Raw genomic sequence first — 19,272 nt, 5'->3', positions numbered from 1 at the left:
ACTACTGCCGCCCGCTCTGATCGGTTTCCGACGGTGAGGGCGAGGCTGAAGGAGAAGTCGACGCTTGGTCGGACTCGTCCTTGGTCTCCTTGGCCTGCTCGCGTTTGAGGTCGCCGGCCTCCTTGCGGATCAGACGGGCGTGCTCCTTGGCATCGTCCATGCTGGAGACGGTGATGCCCTCTTCCAGCTGGTCACGCCAGGACTGGGGAAGCCCCTTGACAGCGATGTCCGTGGTCTGCACCGGGTGGGACAGCGAGAGGGCGAAGGCCTTGGTGGGCACGCCCTGGTAGATGGCCACCCGGCCCTGATCCGTGCCCAGGTAGTACTGTTCCTGGCTCCAGCGGTAGGCCGCCGCCGTACCTCCGGCCAGGACCAGGATCACCAGGGCGATGATGCCGGCCAGGATCAGCCGAATCCGCCGGTGCCGTGAGCGCTGGCGCTTGCGTTGCTCCAGGTGCTCCTTGTGGATGGCGTCGGCCACGTCCGGGTCGTAAGGGTCGGCTGAGTCCGAGCCGTCCTTCTTGTGGACTATGGGGATTTCGCTGGTATCGGGCACATGCCGTTCGCCGCTCTCCTCGCGGGCAGCCGAGGGTTGGGCGGTGCGGCCTTCGTCATCCTCGTCCTCCTGTTTGCCGGCATCCCGGTCCTGTGTCAGGTCGGCGGCCCGCTTGGCGGGGGACTCCCGGGACTCGTCGCGCAGGCGCGGTGCGGCCGCTACGGGCTCATCCAGGATGTCGGCCAGGGCCTCCAGGTTGGAGCTGGCTGCGCCGCCGACCAGAGGGGTCTGATGGGGCAGATCGAAGGCATCGGCATCCAGGGCCAGCGTGGCATCGGCGATGACCACGGTCACGTTGTCGGTGCTGCCGGCCTTCAGGGCGAAGGTGACCAGTTGCTGGGCGCACTCCGCCTGGTCCGAGACCGAGGACAGCACCTCGGCGATGGTCGAGTCCTCAAGAACGCCGCAGAGGCCGTCCGAGCAGATCATCCAACGGTCTGCGGGCAGGGCCTTGGAGATGGAGATGTCCGGGCGGGGGTCGATGTCGAAGTCCCCAAGGACCCGCATGACCACGTTGCGCTGAGGGTGGTTGCGGGCCTCGGCCGGGGAGATGCGGCCGGTGTCGATCAGATGCTGCACGTAGGAGTGGTCCTGGGTCATCCGGATCAGCTTGCCCTCCCGCAGGAGGTAGGCCCGGGAGTCGCCGATATGGGCCAGTACCCAGGAGTCGTCGGCCAGAGCCAGGGCCGTGACCGTGGTGCCCATGCCTGACAGGCGGTGTTCGCGCTTGGCCTTGCCCACGATGGCGTCATGGGCCGCGATGACCGAGGTCTCCATCATCCGGGCCAGGGACTGCACGTCCTGCTCCCGGTCGTCGCGTTCGATGTGGGCCAGGGATCGGATGGCTATGGTCGAGGCCGTATCCCCGCCTGCGTGGCCGCCCATGCCGTCGCACATGGCCACAAGGCGCTCACCGGCGAAGGCGGAATCCTGGTTGTTGCTGCGCACGTACCCCACGTCAGAAACCGCCGTGGAGTAGAGGAACAGCTTTTTGTTCGCATCGTTCCTGGTCATGGGCGACTACCTCAGCTCGAAGGTGGTGGCTCCGATGCGCACGGGAACCTCCGCCGGTAGGATTGTCGGCGCCGTGATTTTCTGCCCCGAGACGACGGTGCCGTTGGTGGACCCCAGATCCTCGATGGCCCATCGGCCCGATGCAGGATCCTGGTAGACCCGCGCATGATGGCCGGAGACGAACTCGTCGTCCAGCACCAGGGTGTTCGAGGAGGAGCGGCCCAGGGTGATGGGTCGTCCGGACAGCGGCGTGGAGGAGCCGGCCAGGGGTCCGTCGATGACCACCAGCAGGGAGGGCTCATCGCTTGCAGGCTCTGTTTTGCTGACCGGGGCGATAGGCACGGATCTGGCGGCTGCGGGCAGCTTGCGCTGGGCTGCGCGTTCACTGCGTCGGCGGGTATGAGAAGTCTTGGGGCTGAAGGTTTCGATGTCTTTGCGGAGTGAACGGATGGCCAGCCATACGAATACCCATAACAGAGCCAGGAATCCGTATTTGAGGATGGCGAATGTCAGTTCAGTCAGCATAATGATTCGACCTTACTTCAAGGTCTGGGCGACTTACGAATCCTGTTCCTGCGACGATGCCCAGTAGAGGATGCGGGTACGGCCGATGGTGATGGTATTGCCGTCCAGCAGGGTGGCTGCGGGAACCTGATGCCCCTCTACATAGGTGCCGTTGGTGGACCCCAGATCGCGGGCTACCACGCCCTTGTCGGTGATCTCGATCTGCAGGTGTCGGCGGGAGATGCCTGCGTCGTCGATGACGATGTCGCAGGAGGATCCACGGCCGATGGTGGTGATGGGGGCGGTCAGCAGGTACTGGCGACCGTTGATCTCCAACACCGGGCAGTCCTTGGACTCTTCGGGTGTGGTCACAGGTGCCGCGTTGCCCTGGACCGACTCGGCAGACAGGTGGAAGTCGCCCTTGTTCAGGTTGAGGTCCTCCTCGAAGATGACCACGACCGGGCCGACGAAGGCATAGTGCTGGCTTTCGGCGTACTTGGTCAGGTTGTCTGCCAGCTCGTTGGCCAGAGCCTCCGAACCCCACTGCTCGATGCGGTCGAAGTCTGGTGTGGATAGTCTGAATCGATACTCGTTGGGCGCCACGGTGCGGTCGCGACCGACGGGCATGGCCTGTGAGTCTATCTCACGCTCGAGGGCGCTCGACAGGTCGACGGGCTGTAGGTCCTTGGAGCCGAACTTCGAGAAGACACCGTTAACGGCGCCTTCCACGCTCTTCTCGAAACGATCGAGAACGCTCATAGTCATCCCTTTCCATATAACCCTTTCATAGTACGTGACCCTGCCGGAAGGGGGTAATGGGCGGTCGGATGCTTGCAATTTCTCCAATGAACAGGTTCGAACGACCGCGACTGCCGGGTATGGATAAGGCCCCGTGGCCACAATGGACCGGGGGCCTTTGAACTTCAATCATCATAGGTCAGGCCGAAGCCTGCGGACTCACAGAGCCAGCTTGCGACGCAGACCCAGGGTGATGCCGGCAGCCAGGCAGAGGCCAGCGGCGATGGCCAGAGGAGCCGTGGCGTCGGCGCCGGTCTTGGCCAGATTGTTGTTGTTCTTGTTGTTCTTGGTGTCCTTCTTATTCGGATCCTTGGCTGGAGCCTTGTTGTTGTCCTTGGCAGGCTGCTTGGTGTTGTTGTCAACCGGAGCGGTCTGACCAGGCTTGTTAGGCTCGTTGGGAGTGGTCACCTTGGTGTACCTGGCCATGAAAGTAGTGTCTGCGTTGTAGGTGCCACCGGGGACGTAACGGGACCCGCCATTTTCGTTAAACCAACCGTCGAAGGTGTAACCATCGAAGTTGTGAACCGTGGGTTCCTCAGATAGCTTTCCCTCACCATTGGTTTGCATCACGTTCGCGGTGGATTCTTCGATATCTTCCGGATTTATAGTGACGAAAGTGATGTTGTAAGTGATGGGGTTTATCTGGACGAAGTGAGGATAGACATCCGCGTCTTCGGTGAAAACATGGGTGTTGAAGTCGATTTTTTGTGAATCTGGGTCATCAGCTGGGCCACCAAATCCATTGATAGACCAGCCATCAGCTTTCATATTCTGATCGGGCACTGTAGGCTCTGGAATCGTGTTGGTGTTGGGATCCAGCTTGCCGCTGGCGTCGGTGTGCAGAGTGGTTGTCTTCTCCTGCCCCTTATCCCCCCGAGGACCATAGGAGTCGTGGAATATGATTGTGTAAGGAGCGGCCTTGGTCTGGACATTCTTGCTCTCCACAGCCTGGGCCACGGTGGGCAGCAGTGCTAAGCCGCCAGCCAGGGTGGCGCCGGCAGCGAGTACTGCGCATGCGCGTTTGAAACGAACCATGATATTCATCGGTTACCTCTATTTTCTCTATTGTCGGTTGCTCCCCAGATACATTCATGGGGGTGTCCTGCCTTGACACCCCGACCCCTGGGAAACAGGCATCATCGACCAATCTTTGGCGACAACACGCTACAATTCTAGCGCACGGAATGGTCATCGGCTGGTCGTAGTCCGGGAATATGCCTTATCGGCGATAAAAATTTCTCATGTAGAACGATTGACGCTTGCTGATAATCGGGCAGCGCATCGCAGTTGAGTTATTCGAATTCCCCTTTGGCATCTGGGCGCTTATCATCGTGGCAGACACATGGTCATGGGGATCATGTCAGAGATATTCGAGGAGCGAGCATGGCCGAAGAGGTGGATCGGGCGATGGAGGCATATCCGCGGGCCAAGGCCCGGACCCTGCGGTTTACGTTGGGTGCGCCACGGTCGGCCCTGGCGGTGGGGGACGGTTCGCGGGCCGTATTCCTGCGCTCCGACGGACCTGAAGACCTGGTGACCGGGCTCTGGCTGTCCGTCTTTGACCAGGAAGGCCGCCACCATGAGGTGCTCCTGGCTGACCCAAGGGCCCTGCTGGAGGATGCGGACCAGGAACAGGTGCCGGCCGCCGAGCTGGCCCGCAGGGAGCGCTCGCGAGAGGGCGGTGAGGGCATTGTCACTTACAGCGTGGATGATGCCGGGGATCGGGTGGTCTTTGCCTTGGGCGGTCGGCTCTGGCTCTCGCTGATTGCCCCTGATGGTCTCACCGCCTCCACGCGGGTCCTGAGTTTGGAAGACAGCGATTCGCCTGTGCTCAATCCTGCCATCAGCCCGGACGGCAGCATGGTGGCCTATACCACTGGCGACCGCCTGATGGTGGTCACCATTGGGCAGGATGCCGGGCAGGATCGAGAAAGGGCTGTCCTGGCCCTGCGCCCAGGCACCGATGATCGGATGCGGCTGGGGCTGGCCGAGTTCGTGGCCGGCGAGGAGATGGACCGCTACCAGGGGTTCTGGTGGTCGCCGGATTCCAAGGCACTGCTGGTCGAGCACACTGATTCCTCCGATGAGCCGATCTGGTACATCAGCGATCCGGCCAATCCCCAGGTCGGGCCGCGCGCCCGGCGGTATCCCCAGGCTCTGACCGCCAACGCCCGCGTCGGACTGAGCCTGGTCCTCCTGGGCCAGGATAATGCCGACCCCTGGGTGGGTGAGGTGGACTGGGACCATCAGGCCTTCGAGTACCTGGCTGTGGTCCGCTGGCAGGACGGGCATCGGCCCCTGCTGCTGGTTCAGAACCGCCGCCAGACCGAGGACAGGATCCTGGATGTGCAGGTCCCGGATACCCGTCAGGGCTTGGAGCCGGGACAGAATATGACCCTGCTTGATCCCGAGGTGGCGCCCAAGGTGGCCACCAGGGTGCTGCAGGAGCATGGCAACGACCAGTGGATCGACCTGGTGCCCGGGTTGCCGGCCTACCGGCCCCAGGGTGGGTTGGTGGACGCCTTCATCGATACTGAAGCCGACACCACGCGGCTACGTTTGGACGGGAGGGTATTCTCCCCGGCTGGCTGCCAGATTCGGCAGGTGCTGTCCGTGGGGGACCGCGATGTGCTGGCGGTGGTCTCCACTGACCCCCGCAGCTTCGACCTGATGCGTCTGGGCTACGACGGTTCCATCCATGTGCTCAACCGTCTGCCTGGGGTGTGGTCCGCCTCGCGAGCCGGCCATGGCATTGTGGTCAGCGGCCGGACCATGGCTTCGGCGCAGGGACAGGTGCGCCACTGCTACCTGGGGGCTGACGGGGATTTGGACCGACTGGGCGCTGAAGGGCTGGGCCTGGTGGGCGAAGCCCGCCCCGACAGCAGCGTTCGGCAGACTGGCGAACCTGCACGGCCGGAGCATCAGGATCGCCCTGATCGCCGGGCCGTGGACGCCGGTCATATCAATAGCCAGGGAGCCATGAGCGCCGTTCTGGCCGACACCAGCAGCGATCCCGGGTTCACCCCCAACGTGGACTTCGTGCGCATGGGCCAGCACGAGTTGTTCGCAGCCATCGTCAGGCCGTCCGAATCCAGCCCCTACGCCAGCGCCGACAGCCTGCCCGTCCTGCTCAAACCCTATGGCGGGCCAGGTGCCCAGCAGGTCGTCTTCAACCAGTCCTACTACTGGGAGTCCCAGTGGTGGGCTGATCAGGGCTTCCTGGTCCTGACCGCCGACGGCCGGGGCACGCCTGGTCGTGGTCCTGCCTGGGATCGGGCCATCTTCGAGGACATGGCCCAGGTGACTCTGGATGACCAGCTTGAGGCTCTGGAGGCCCTGCCGGACTTCGCTCCCGAGGCCGACCTGGGGCATGTGGCCATGATCGGCTGGTCCTATGGCGGCTTCCTGTCGGCCCTGTCGGTTTTGCGGGCTCCCGACCGGATCCATGCGGCCTGCGCTGGCGCCCCGCCCACGGACTGGACTCTTTACGACACTCACTACACCGAACGCTATCTGGGTCTGGACCCGGCCGTCTACCGCCGCAACGGGATCATTGATGACGCCCCCTCGCTGCGTCGCCCGCTGATGCTGATCCATGGGTTTGCGGACGATAACGTTTCGGTGGCCAACACCCTGAGGCTCTCCGGCGCTCTGATGGCGGCCGGCCGTCCCCATACGGTCCTGCCGCTGACTGGCATCACCCACATGACCAATGACGAGACTGTGGCCGAGAACCTGCTTATTCTGCAGCGGGACTTCCTGCGGGAGGCCCTCAAGAACAAGACGGACTGACAGAAAGGCTGCTTGGGCTGACGCTCTGCTGGCGGTTGCTTCCGCTAGATTGGGGTTGTGCATACCCAACGAAAGCCTGACCAGACTCCAGGACCCAATCGCGGATTCCGGCTTCCCCGCAGCTGGGGCCTGGCGGTCTCGGTGCTCTGCCTGGGTCTGTTGGTCGGACTTTCTTCGGGCCTGCTGGCAAGGTTCTTCGAGCTGACTCAGGCCGGTCTACTGGGTTTCACCGAGACTCCGGAGGCTCCCACGGCTGAGGTGGTGCCGCCTATCAGAAGGCTGGTCTCAGTGACCATTGCCGGACTGGTGGCCGGACTGGTCTGGGCCTGGCTGCGGACGAGGAACAGGCTGGTTCCCTCGGTAGGCCAGGCTGTCAAAGGTGCGCCTATGCCCCCGGGACGGACTGTGGTTCATGTGCTTACCCAGATCTTTTTTGTGGCTGCTGGTGGCTCCATAGGCAGGGAGGTGGCCCCTCGCGAGGCCGGGGCCCTTCTGGGCGGTCTCTGGACCAGGATGGGCCGACGGCTGGGGCTGCGTGATCAGGACGGCCCGCTGCTGGTTGCCTCGGCTGCGGGTGCGGGATTCGCCGGCATTTACATTGCGCCTCTGACCGGGGCTTTTTTCGGCATCGAGGTGCTGCTGCGGCGGGTGGATGCCGAGGTGGTGACGGTCAATCTGGCCATGTCAGCCCTGGCTACCCTGGTCGGCGGATCCATCAAGGGATTTGCCCCCTACTATAAGGTTGGTTCCGAGTCCTTCCGGCCCTGGCTCATGGCAGTGGTCCTCCTGATCGGACCGGTCATGGGACTGCTGGGGGCCGGATTCCGGCGGATGACCTCCTGGGCAGAGGCCCATAGGACCAATGGTCCTGCGGCCATCTGGCAGCTGACGGGGGTTGCTCTGCTGACCGGTCTGGTCGCCCTGGCTGTTCCCCAGGTCATGGGCAACGGCCGGGCTCTGGCCCAGATGGGCATGGATCAGCGCCCGCCTGCCGGGTTCTCCGGGCTCCAGTTGACTCAGTCCCTTGCCCTCCTGGTCCTCTTCGCACTGGCCAAGGCCCTGCTGACCACAGCCACCATCCGTGCCGGGGCCTTCGGCGGCACCTTGACGCCTTCCATAGCCCTGGGATCCGCCATGGGTGCTGTTCTGGGGCTGTTGCTGGCCTGCCTTGTGCCCGGCCTGCCGGTCTGGCAGTGTGCCGTCATTGGCGCCGCCTCCCTGCTGGCCGCCTCCCAGCAGGCTCCGCTCATGGCCATGCTCATGCTCATGGAGGTATGCCACCTGCCGGTCATGGCCTTTATGCCCATGGGTCTGGCTGTGGCCCTGTCGATGGCGGTCTCACGTCTGTTCGTGTCCAAGTCATAAACCGTCGTCTGGGTCCGTGTTGCCCTGAGGGTCCGGCCTTGCGTGATGCCGATAGATTCAGTCCTTACTCATATACGATGAAACCACCACTGGTCGCGTGTCTGCCCTGCCGCCTCCGGCCTTGCATGGGCATTCACAATCAGCTGACTGGTCCGGGCCAGTAAGGAAGGGTGGCTATACTCGGGCCGGACGTAGGTCCCGGGAGGATGCAGCCAATCCGCGTGGAGCAGGCCAGTGCCGTGATCCCCCGGACAGACAAGAAGGAGGTGCCTGGCGGTGAAGACCGTGTTGGCCATCTTCAGGCGAGATCTCTGGCGAATACTGCGCAACCCCGTGGCCCTGGTCGTGACCATCGGCGTGGCCGTGCTGCCCTCCCTCTATGCCTGGTTCAACATCATGGCCCTCTGGGACCCTTACAGCAACGCCAAGAACCTTCCCGTGGCCGTCGTCAGCATGGATCGAGGAGCGCAATCCGCGGAAACTGGCAGGATCAACGCCGGCAGATCGGTCATCCAGGAGCTGCGCGCCAACAAAAGCCTGGGCTGGAAGTTCATGGACGACGATCAGAGAGCCATTGAAGAGGTCCACTCGGGCCAGTGCTACGCGGCCATCATCATCCCTGAACGGTTCAGCGCCGACCTGGTCGGCATCGTCGAGGGGACCGGGAACAGGCCTGCTCTGAACTATTACGTCAATGAGAAGAAGAACGCCATCGCTCCCAAGGTGACCGACACCGGCGCCTCCACCATCGATCAGGAGATCAACACCGTTTTCGTCTCGGCCGTCAGCGATGCGCTGGCCGGGAAGGTTCTGCAGACCGCCGGCGATGCCCAGGGCGCGGCCGAGCAGAGCCGCAGCCAGGTGGTGGGTGATCTGGGGGACATCATCGGCCAGCTGGATCGGACGGACGGCCAGCTTGAACGAATCGGTTCCACCATGGGCCAGGCCCGGCGGACCGTGGCCGGCTCCAGAAGCGACATCAAGGACCTGCAGAGTCAGATATCGGCCACTCAGGCCACCCTGAGCAAGGCCCAGGACCACATGACCAGGACCCGTGACGACAGTCTTCGCTTCTCCTCCGCCCTGAACCAGGCCTTGGCGGACGGGTCGGTGCGGCTGTCCAGCGCGGTCACTGATGTGAATACAGTTGCGGGCGGGATCACTGCCGATCTGAATGCCACCCAAGACAAGGTGGACCGGGTCAATTCCGGCCTGGGTCAGTTGGTCGATACCAACGGGAAGGCCGTGGACCGGTTCCAGTCGGGTCTGGACCAGTCCGGGCTGCATCCCGGGGATCCGGCCTACGAGAGTATTCAGCGGCAGATCGATAATCTGAAAAAGACCAACCAGCAGCAGAAGGCATCCCTGGATGCCTTCAAGAAGAACTCCTCCACGGCCCTGGACTCAGGCAAGCAGGCCGCATCGGACCTGAGCTCGGCCATGACAGACACCGGTGATACAGGCATCAAGGCCCTGACTGCGGCCAGCCAGAGCCTGACGGGGACCACCATGCCCAACCTCCTTACCGGCCTGGACAGCCTCAACGCCTCCAACGGCTCGCTTCAAGGTGCCCTGAGCAGCCTGGCCACCACGGCCGCCCAGACCGATGCCCTGCTGGATCAGCTGGATTCCACCATCGGCCAGGCCCAGTCGACCCTGTCCACCACCAAGACCTCCCTGGCCTCGGTCAGGTCCGACCTGGAGGGGGTTCGCACCGATGTGGCCGCTCTAGGGTCCTCGGCCGCCTGGAACCGGATGTCCCAGACCCTGGGATTGAGCCCGGAATCCTTCGGGAAAGCCATGGCCTCGCCGGTGGAGCTGGCCTCGCACACGGTCTACCCGGTCAGCAGCTACGGGTCATCCGTGGCACCCTTCTATACCAATCTGGCCCTCTGGGTGGGCGGGTTCATCCTGATAGCCATCTACAAGCTGGAGGTCGACAAGGAGGGCATCCGCAGGTGCACCGCCACCCAGGCCTACCTGGGCCGCTGGCTTCTGCTGGTCTTCGTCGGTTTCTTCCAGGCGCTGATTGCGACAGTGGGTGACCTGATGCTGGGCATCCAGTGCCAGCAACCGGCCCTGTTCGTCCTGGCCGGGGTCTTCGCCTCCTTCGTCTACATCAATATCATCTATGCCTTGGCCGCTTCCTTCAGACACATCGGCAAGGCCCTGGCCGTGGTCCTGGTCATCCTGCAGATACCCGGCTCCTCGGGCATGTATCCCATTGAGATGATGCCCGACTTCTTCCGCAATCTGAACCCCTGGCTGCCCTTCACCTACGGGATCAACGCCATGCGTGAGACCATCGGCGGCATGTACGGCAACCACTATTGGCAGGACATGCTTCACGTCTTCTGGTACCTGCCGGCAGCTCTCCTGATCGGACTGGTGGTGCGGCGGTACTTGCTCAACCTGAATGCCCTCTTCGATCGGCGGCTGGGCGCCACCGACCTGATGCTGACCGAGCAGAACCATTCGGCCGACCGTCGCCTGAGCTTGGGCAGCCTGGCCCGCTCCATCCTGGGCGAGGGCGACTACCGCGCCGTCATAAGGCGGCGGGCGCATCGCTTCCTGTCCCTCTATCCAACGCTGATCCGGGCTGGTCTGGTCCTGGTCCTGCTGCCGGTGCTCTTCCTTATCCTGCTGTTCAGCACCGAGGCCAAGATCGTCATGCTGATCGCCTGCATCGCCTCCATTGTCCTGATAGACGCCTACCTGATCATCGTCGAGTACATCTGTGACAGCTATGTTCAGCAGCTGGGTCTGGCCGAGCGTCCCGGCATGGACTTCCACACCCTGATCCGCCCGCGTCGGCAGGGTCCCTCGGCCATGACCAGGCTGACCACGGCCGTGCGCGAATCAGTCCTGAACCACGATGAGGAAGACGCTCACGAGGACGGTGACCGCTGATGAGGAACATTTGGAGGATCCTGCGCAAGGACCTGGCCGATGCCACCAGCAACGTCATCGCCATCATCGTCCTGATGGGCCTGATCATCGTCCCGGCCCTCTATGCCTGGTTCAACATCGCCGCCAGCTGGGACCCCTACAAGAACACCAAGGCCATCAAGGTGGCCGTGGCCAACACCGACAAGGGGTACAAGTCCGACCTGATTCCGGTCAGGATCAACGTGGGGGAGACGGTCACCAGCACGCTGCGGGCCAACGACCAGCTGGACTGGAGGTTCGTCAACCGTGACCAGGCCCTGGAGGGGGTGCGCTCGGGCGAGTACTATGCCGCCATCGTCATCCCCAAGGATTTCAGCGCGGACATGATGACCCTCTTCTCGCAGGATGTGAAGCACGCCAACCTCGAGTACTACCTGAACGAGAAGAAGAACGCCATCGCCCCCCATGTCACCGAGCAGGGGGCCGACACCGTGGCGACGACCATCGACAAGACCTTCGTCAAGACCGTGGGTCAGGTGGGGATCGACCTGGCCAGCCAGGTCTTCACCTACTCCCAGAGCCCCCAGGTCCAGGATTATCTGGCAAGGACGACCGACCACATCGATCAGATGTCCCAGCGGCTGACCACCGCCTCCAGCCAGGTGAATGCCTATGCGGGCCTTCTGGACTCCTCAGGAAAGATGATCGACTCCACCGGCAGGATCCTGGGCCGGTCCGACTCCGCCATGGCCGATGCCAGGAAGGCCCTGAAACAGGGAACCAAGGGGTCCAAGAATCTGGGCAAGTCCCTCTCCGGGTCGGCCCAGGCGGTCGATACCGCTCTCGACCAGGCCTCGGGCGCCTATGACACCATCGGCTCCAAGATCGACGACGCCTTCGACAAGGTGGGCCAGCAGAGCGATGCCGTCAGCAGCCAGCTGAACGATCTGAGCCAGCGGATCAGAGACTCGGCGGCTGACTACGACGGGATGATCGCCAACCTGGAGAATCTGCGTGCCACTGTGGAATCCGATGCCAATCTGACAGCTGACCAGCGCCAGGCTCTGCTGACCGCCATCGATCAGGCCCAGGCCGGAATGCGCGCGGCCCAAGCCTCCCAGCACGACCTGGCCGACCGGATCAGCCAGGCCTCCCAGACAGCCAAGGAGGGCAAGGACAAGCTGGGCGGTCAGCGCCAGGACCTGAAGAACAGGATTGCCCAGGCGCGCGCCTCGGTGGACCAGGTCCGTACCCAGTACCGCAATGATCTGAAGCCCCGCCTGGACGACTTGGCTTCCTCCATGGACACCGTGGTCACCTCGACCGACCGGCTGCTGACAGGTCTGAATGGAACCGTCAAGGGGGCCTCTGCGCTGACGGGGCCTATGACCAATGACATCGGCCAGGCCAAGGACCAGCTGGGGGAGATCTCCCAGCGCTTGGACCAGGCCTCCAAGCGGCTGACCGACCTGGGGGGACACCTGACCCAGGCTTCTCAGGGCAAGGATACGCAGGAGGTCAAATCCCTGCTGGGCGGGGATTCCGAAACCCTGGCCGCACTTCTGTCCTCGCCGGTCGGCATCCATCGGCATGCGGTCTTCCCGGTCATGAACTACGGGTCGGCCATGACCCCCTTCTACACCATCCTCTCCATCTGGGTGGGTGCCACCATTCTGGCTGCCATGATGAAGGTGGCTCTGTCAGACAAGAAGAAGGCCTTCATCCTGCACCTGGACTCCCTGCAGGATGCCTGGAAGAGGGCCGATGACCTGGATGAGGATTCCGATGGCCGCCGCTCCTGGGGAGCCTTCCGCCCGGAGTCGCCAGGCAACGCCCGCCGCTTCGGCCTTCAGCTCTACCAGGAGTACTTCGGCAGATTCGCGGTCTTCGCCCTGATGGCCATCCTCCAGGGTTGCCTGATAGCCCTGGGAGACCTCTTCTACCTGAAGGTCCAATGCGTCCATCCGCTGATGTTCGTGCTGGTGGCGGTTTTCACCTCCTTCGTCTTCATGAATCTGATCTATACCCTCGTCGTCTCCTTCGGTGACATCGGCAAGGCCATCGCCGTCATCCTCCTGGTCATGCAGGTGGCCGGCTCGGGCGGCACTTTCCCCATGGAAACCCTGCCCGGCTTCTTCCAGGGGGTCTATCCCTTCCTGCCCTTCGTCCACGCCATCGGAGCCATGCAGTCGGCCGTTGCCGGAGCCTATGGCATGGAGTTCTGGCGGGAGATGGCTACCCTGGCCCTCTTCCTGGTGCCTTCGCTGCTGCTGGGGCTGGTCCTGCGCAAGCCCGTCATCCGCTTCAATGACTGGATTGTCAGAAACCTCGAGAGCACCCGGCTCATGTAGGGCCGAGTCCAACGGCAGGTGGTATAGGGTGAGAGCATGAGCGTCCAACTGGTTGAGGAGCGCCGCTACGACCAAATCATGAAGGATCGCGTCCTTCCTGACCTGGCCTCCTGTCGCAGTGATGGATGGATGATCTCCCATGACGGCGGCGAGGATGGGGGAACCGTGTTGGACAAGGCCCATCTCAGCGGTGTGGACCCCTCGCGGCTCCTGCATTACGTCTGCTATGACAGGACGCTCTTCCGCCAGGGCGCAGTGGAGTCCGGCTCGGCTCGAGTGCGCGGGGCCGTAATCATCTCCTTCGGTTTTTCGGAATTCGCCGACAAGTACCAGGAGATTGCCTGGTACTTCCTGATGCAGGGGTACTCCGTCTGCATTCCCGAGCATTGGGGGCACGGTTTCTCCGGCCGTGGTGTGAGCGATCCCAGCCTGATCTGGGTGGATCATTGGCAGCGGTATGTGGCGGATTTGGCCGCCTTTTGCTCCCAGGTGGGCCAGCAGTATGCCCAGGACAATCCCATGGTCCTCTATGCTCACTCCATGGGCGGCGGCGTGGCTGCGCGGATGCTGGAAACCTTCCCCTCGCTTATCGATAAGGCGGTCCTGTCATCACCTATGATTGCGCCGCGGACCGGGTTCATGCCCTCGGTGGCCTGGACGGCGACAAACGCCGCCTGCATGATGGGCCGTTCGCGCAGCATGGTTCCGGGGTTCGGCCCATTCCGTCCCGAGCTGGACATGGGCAAGTACCCCAATGGCAGCCAGACTCGGGTGGCCTGGACCCATAAGTTGCGGGCCAAGGAGCTGCACTACCAGACCAGCGCCGCCACCTTCGGCTGGGTAAGGGAGAGCCTGGAGATGAGCCGGGCTATACTGCGTCCCGACCGGTGCAGCCGGGTGGAGACCCCTCTGCTGCTTTTCCAGGCTCAGCCCGACCGGTTTGTGCTGCCGATGCCCCAGAACCGTTTTGTCGACCAGGTCCAGCAGGGCGGCTGCCAGGCCACGCTGGTCCGCATCCCGGACAGCATGCACGAGCTCTACCAGATGCCCGACAAGGTCCTGAGGCCTTACTTGGAACGCATCTTCGACTTTTTCGACCAGCCCTGGCAGCTCGCTGACGACCGCTGATCAGATGTTGAGCAGATCTGCCAGCAGAAAGTCATCGCCCTGCTTTTTTGCCGAGGTCATTTCCCTGTACAGTTCCAAAGCTCTGACCAGCGTATCCGCATCATCCCAGTATTGATTCAGAAAGGGATATTTCTTGACATTACGGAAGTTGTAGTCGTCCTTGCCCAGCTCCTCCTTGCAGAAGAGACTGGGCTTCAGCTTGCTGTTCTTTGCGCCGCGATGGTGCGACTTCCAACTGTTGTACTCGTCCAGCTTGTCTTCGCGGCAGACGATCAGCATCTCGATCTCGGGATGCGTGGTGACGTTGATGGTCCGGGCATGTTCAGCGTAAGGCTGGCGTAGCAAGGTGCGGTGGCCCAGCTGGTCCTGTATACAGAAGATGGTCACGTCTCGTCCGTAGTCCTGGGTCAGGAAGTCCCGAGCCAGGTTCTCGCCGCTTCTGTCGCGGGTTGACCAGGCATCGTTGTTGTAGGGGTCGGTGATGATGCGATCCTGATCGATGAAGGTCAGATGCTTGGTGACCAGCTTGTCGATGATGACCTGCTCGGCCACGCCTTCGCAGGAGAAGAGCACTGCGTCGTCTCCGATGGCCCTTGCAAGCTCCTCCCGCCTACTATGCATGATGTTCTTGCCCGGCTACCTGGCCAGCTACGTATTGTCGCATGGCCTTGAGTTCGGCTGCCTTGGGAGCGGTGCCTCCGATGTAGTTGGATAGGAAGACTTCGCTGTGCTTAAGCTCCCCGCGCCTGACTGCCTCTGAGTAGTTGATCGCCTGAATGCCCTTGCGCGCGTCCTCGCCGCGTCTGAGGAAGTAAATATTGTCCTTGCGCTGGATCAGATCGAGCAGCTCTGCATAGTGGGTCGTGAACACCAGTGTGGCGCCGTGAGGGTTGCTGGTCGTAGACATGAAGAGGTTGATGATCATGCGCACCAGCTCCTTGTTGATGCTGTTCTCGATTTCGTCGATCAGCAGATAGCCGCCGGTGCGCAGGACCCGGATGGCTACTTTGACGATTCGGGATCCGCGGACTGTGCCCAGGGAGAGCAGTCCGCCCGTGTCCATGTTGGACATGACCACCTCTTGAGAGGTGCCGGCGAATCTCAGATGGGCGCGGTGTTCCTGGTCGATATGGAAGTAGTCGATGCTGTCATCGAAGACGTGCAGTACGGGATCGGCAATGGTGCCGACTGGAACGATGGGGAAGTACGTTTCTGGTCCGATGCGGGCGATGACCTGAGTCAGATCCGTCTTGGTTTTTGGCAGAACGATGCTGGAGTGAGGCGAGAGGTAGTCGAAGGCCTCCTTGGTCAGATAGGTGTCGGTGGATGCATCGCCTGAGGATTGGGCTGCCGGACGCCGGACCTTGATCAGTTCCGAGCGTTGTTGGAAAGCGTCTGTATTGCGAAGCACGGACTTGGGCAGGGACTTGCGTGGATACTTCCAAAGCTGTTCCTGAGAAAACTGATAAGTGCTATCTGCTAGCGTGTCCGTGCTTTCATCGGCGTTGTCGTTCCGGACCGCATCCAGCTGTGATTTGAGCAGATAGAACTGCTGATTGGACTCGAATATCAAAGAGATCTGCAGGCTGGGCCCGAAAGCGCTGAGGGACCTGACGGAGGACAGCATAGGGCTGGCATCCCTGCTCAGAATGCTGACAGCCAGAGCCAGGGCGTTGAGTGCCGTGGTTTTGCCAGATGCATTGATGCCTGTAAGGCACAGCACGTTCTGCGCGTAAATGTGACTGCCTGGACTGTTCTCCAGATAAGTCAGTCCGTTGCCAGGGGTTTTCGAGCGGACCTGGTCGCGGGCGTAAAGATCCAGGGCCAGGGTCTGGTTTTCAAAGGGTTCAAGGCCCTCGACGACCATTCTGAGCAGACGCATGATAGTCACCAATATTCCTGTAGACATAAAAAGTGTCTACAGGAATATGATACGCCTGCAATTTTACTTGTTGAGCACCTTCTCCGGGTCGGCATCGAAGGTATTGACGCAGTTCTGCGAGCAGAAGTAGTAGGTCTTGCCCTGGTAGTCGCGCTTGGCTGCGGCTGTGTTGGGGTCGATGGTCATGCCGCAGACCGGGTCGGTGACTTTGCCCGTTGTTGCCTGATCCTGCTGCATGTCGTCATGACGATGGAAGAGTCCCATCTCGTTTCCTTTCTCTTGGTTGTGTTCTTGGTGGGTGGAAATACTGAGGTCCCTGGTCAGGGCATCCATGTCGATTGGCTTGGCCTCCTTGACCGGCCTGGCCTTCAGGGGCGTGTGCCGAAGCCGGTTGGCGTTGAGCACCACTGATAGGGATGAGAAGGCCATGGCTGCGCCGGCGATCATGGGGTTGAGCAGGAGGCCGATGAAGGGGTAGAGCACGCCGGCGGCGATGGGGATGCCCAGGCCGTTGTACCCGAAGGCGAACCAGAGATTCTGGTGGATGTTGCGCATGGTTGCGGCAGACAGGTCGATGGCCTTGACGGCCGCGTTCAGGTCGCCCGAGACCAGGGTCACATCGGCGGACTCGATGGCCACATCCGTTCCGGTACCGATGGCCATGCCCAGGTCGGCCTGGGCCAGGGCCGGGGCGTCGTTGATGCCGTCGCCGATCATGGCCACCTTGTGCCCCTGGGCCTGGAGGGCCTTGACGATGCTCGCCTTGTCCTCGGGATGGATCTGTGCCACCACCCGGGTGACTCCGACCTGGCTGCCGACCTGCTCGGCGGTGCCTTGGTTGTCGCCGGTCAGCATGATGGTCTGGATGCCGCGCTCGTTCATGTCGTGGATGGCCTGCTTGGAGCCGGACTTGACCTGGTCGGTCACGGCCAGGACCCCGGCAAGCCTGCCGTCGATGGCTACGAAGATGGTCGTGCGGCCCTGATCCTCCCAGCTGCGAGCGGTGTCGAAGAGGGATTGCGGGCCGGCTTGGTCCGCCATTTCGTCCTCAAGTTCGATTCCCTTGCCCTCAAGCAGCCTGCGGTTGCCGACAAGAACATGCGAGGTGCCCTTGCTTCCGTCAAAAGAGCCGGAGGGGAAGGTCGCATCGATGCCGGCGCCGGTGACCGAGTCGAAGTCCTCGGCCGGGACCAGATCCAGATTCCGATCCTTGGCAGCCTGGACGATGGCCTGGGCCAGGGGGTGCTCGGAATTGCTCTCGGCGCTCGCAGCCGCTCTGATCAGCAGGTCCTCGTCCAGCCCATGCACGCTCAGGGCATCAGCCAGTTCAGGCCGGCCCTGGGTGATGGTGCCGGTCTTGTCAAGGACGATGGTATCGACGTCATGTGCCCCCTGCAGGGCCTCCGCCGACCGGTAGAGCACGCCGGCACGGGCGCCGCGTCCGGTACCGATCGTCACGGATAGAGGAGTGGCCAGTCCCAGGGCGCAGGGGCAGGCGATGACCAGGACGGAGACCGCCGCCACGATTCCGTATACTCCGCGGGGCATGGGGCCGAACGCCCACCAGGCTACGAAGGTCCAGAGCGCCACCAGGATGACCCCGGGAATGAAGATTGACGATATCCGGTCGGCCAGCTTCTGGATGGGTGCCTTGGAGGTCTGAGCCGTCTTGACCAGCCGGATGATCTGGGCCAGAACCGTGTCCTGCCCTACCTGGGTGGCCTTGTAGCGTAGGGAGCCTGTGCCGTTGACGGTGGCTCCGACCAGGGAATCGCCCTCCTGTTTGAGGACGGGCATGGGTTCGCCGGTCACCATGGATTCGTCCACTGAGGATGAACCGGAGATAACCTGACCGTCCACCGGCAACTTCTCGCCTGGATGGACCTGAATCACGTCTCCGACGGCCACATCGTCGACGGCGATCTCCTGGGTGGTCTCCCTGCCGTCCTGGCCGGTCCTCACCACGGTGGCGGTCTTGGGCCTCAGTCCGATAAGGGCGCGGATGGCATCGCCGGTGCCGCGCCGGGCCCGTGCCTCCAGGATCTGGCCGAGAATCATCAGGGTGATGATGGTCCCCACGGCCTCATAGTAGGGTTCACGGCTTCCTTCAGGCAGGAGCTGCGGGGCCACGGTGACCACCAGTGAGTACAGGAAGGCCGTGGCTGTGCCCAGGGCGACCAGGGAGTTCATCTCCGGTGCCCGGTGTGCCAGAGCCAGCCATCCGGTGCGGTGGATGGGCCAGCCCGAGTAGAACATGACCGGCAATATCAGGACCAGCTGGACCCAGGGGTTCATCAGAAAGTGAGGCATGGGTAGAAACATGCCGAACATGGCCGGGATGAAAACCGGGAGCGTGAAGACCAGGGCCACGATGAATCGTCTGGTCAGATCGCGGATTTCTGCCGAGCGCTCTTGATCCGCCTCGTCCTGGTCGTTGCCGCCGTTGGCCTGGGCGGACTTGGCGGGTGCGGTGGGTTCGGCTTGTGGGCGCTCGCTTTGTGGCTGGCTGCCTTGTGCCTGTTCGGATTGTGCTTCGGTACTGCCGGTCGTGGGTCCGTCGGTGGCCCGGAGCATCCCGTGAAGCATGTTCATCCCGCAGGCGAAGGGGTAGTCGCCGGCCTTGGGCGGGGTCAGCTGGACGGTCGAGGTCTGGAAGGCGGGCAGGGTCTTGTCGATGTTGAAGTCGTTGAAGACCACATGCGAGGAGCACTCTCCGCTCTCCTGGCGGTCGAAGACCAGCTTGACCGGCCGCCCGGCCTGGACCTGGATCAGCTGGGGGCTGTATCCGCCCTTGACCGTGATGTGGACGGTCTGGACGCCGCCCTCATCCTTGGCTTGGGTGGCCTTTCTGGGCGCGAAGAAGTACCAGATGATGCCCGCCGTGATGGCCAGGGCCGCGATAAGGACCAGGATGCTGCTCATGTGGCCCACTATACCCCCCAGGGGTATACTGATAGTGAATTTCGAGATGGGTTTCATGAATTCGAGTCAGC

Annotated in this window: 12 protein-coding genes; 5 read left to right on the top strand and 7 right to left on the bottom strand. The window is 62.5% G+C overall.

Translation table 11 applies throughout. The features are described 5' to 3' along the window. Window position 1: 1 nt before the first annotated feature. From H3S97_RS08085 to H3S97_RS08070, 4 genes are all read right to left on the bottom strand, one after another. Entirely contained in the window at window positions 2–1,570 is a 1,569-nt protein-coding gene (locus H3S97_RS08085) for a BofC C-terminal domain-containing protein (RefSeq protein ID WP_198184267.1), read from the bottom strand. Window positions 1,571–1,576: 6 nt separating this feature from the next. Next, window positions 1,577–2,092, bottom strand: a complete 516-nt coding sequence (locus H3S97_RS08080) for an FHA domain-containing protein FhaB/FipA (protein ID WP_373564724.1) — start codon at window positions 2,090–2,092, stop codon at window positions 1,577–1,579. A 36-nt stretch (window positions 2,093–2,128) separates the two neighbouring features. Then, window positions 2,129–2,833: an FhaA domain-containing protein gene (locus tag H3S97_RS08075; protein ID WP_015021121.1), complete on the bottom strand. Its 705-nt coding sequence runs from the start codon at window positions 2,831–2,833 to the stop codon at window positions 2,129–2,131. Window positions 2,834–3,031: 198 nt separating this feature from the next. Further along, the gene (locus tag H3S97_RS08070) at window positions 3,032–3,916 is read right to left on the bottom strand and encodes an InlB B-repeat-containing protein (protein ID WP_198220235.1); all 885 of its coding nucleotides are present in this window, start codon (window positions 3,914–3,916) and stop codon (window positions 3,032–3,034) included. Window positions 3,917–4,255: 339 nt separating this feature from the next. Here H3S97_RS08070 and H3S97_RS08065 point away from each other — a divergent pair, with 339 nt between their 5' ends. From H3S97_RS08065 to H3S97_RS08045, 5 genes are all read left to right on the top strand, one after another. After that, window positions 4,256–6,664 carry a S9 family peptidase gene (locus tag H3S97_RS08065; protein WP_198220234.1) on the top strand — a complete coding sequence of 803 codons (2,409 nt, stop codon included), beginning with the start codon at window positions 4,256–4,258 and terminating at the stop codon, window positions 6,662–6,664. 57 nt (window positions 6,665–6,721) lie between these two features. Beyond that, window positions 6,722–8,029: a chloride channel protein gene (locus H3S97_RS08060; RefSeq protein WP_198220233.1), complete on the top strand. Its 1,308-nt coding sequence runs from the start codon at window positions 6,722–6,724 to the stop codon at window positions 8,027–8,029. A 276-nt stretch (window positions 8,030–8,305) separates the two neighbouring features. Continuing rightward, the gene (locus H3S97_RS08055; RefSeq protein ID WP_198220232.1) at window positions 8,306–10,939 is read left to right on the top strand and encodes a YhgE/Pip family protein; all 2,634 of its coding nucleotides are present in this window, start codon (window positions 8,306–8,308) and stop codon (window positions 10,937–10,939) included. Next, window positions 10,939–13,269, top strand: coding sequence for a YhgE/Pip domain-containing protein (locus tag H3S97_RS08050; protein ID WP_198220231.1), 2,331 nt, complete (start codon window positions 10,939–10,941; stop codon window positions 13,267–13,269). The genes H3S97_RS08055 and H3S97_RS08050 overlap by 1 nt, the downstream gene beginning before the upstream one ends. Before the next feature lie 36 nt (window positions 13,270–13,305). Further along, window positions 13,306–14,397 (top strand): alpha/beta fold hydrolase, encoded by a 1,092-nt coding sequence (locus H3S97_RS08045; protein ID WP_198220230.1) that lies wholly within the window; start codon window positions 13,306–13,308, stop codon window positions 14,395–14,397. Here H3S97_RS08045 and H3S97_RS08040 read toward each other — a convergent pair whose 3' ends face one another. From H3S97_RS08040 to H3S97_RS08030, 3 genes are all read right to left on the bottom strand, one after another. Then, window positions 14,398–15,018, bottom strand: a complete 621-nt coding sequence (locus H3S97_RS08040; RefSeq protein ID WP_198220229.1) for a hypothetical protein — start codon at window positions 15,016–15,018, stop codon at window positions 14,398–14,400. After that, window positions 15,011–16,279 (bottom strand): AAA family ATPase, encoded by a 1,269-nt coding sequence (locus H3S97_RS08035; protein WP_232356391.1) that lies wholly within the window; start codon window positions 16,277–16,279, stop codon window positions 15,011–15,013. The genes H3S97_RS08040 and H3S97_RS08035 overlap by 8 nt, the downstream gene beginning before the upstream one ends. 63 nt (window positions 16,280–16,342) lie before the next feature. Further along, the gene (locus tag H3S97_RS08030) at window positions 16,343–19,201 is read right to left on the bottom strand and encodes a heavy metal translocating P-type ATPase (RefSeq protein WP_198220227.1); all 2,859 of its coding nucleotides are present in this window, start codon (window positions 19,199–19,201) and stop codon (window positions 16,343–16,345) included. Between the last annotated feature and the right edge of the window lie 71 nt (window positions 19,202–19,272).

It is taken from the genome of Bifidobacterium choladohabitans (genome assembly GCF_016102005.1).
GTDB classification, from domain to species: domain Bacteria; phylum Actinomycetota; class Actinomycetes; order Actinomycetales; family Bifidobacteriaceae; genus Bombiscardovia; species Bombiscardovia choladohabitans.
Note: the sequence above shows the minus strand (reverse complement) of the source record. Positions and strands in the feature narration are given on the sequence as shown.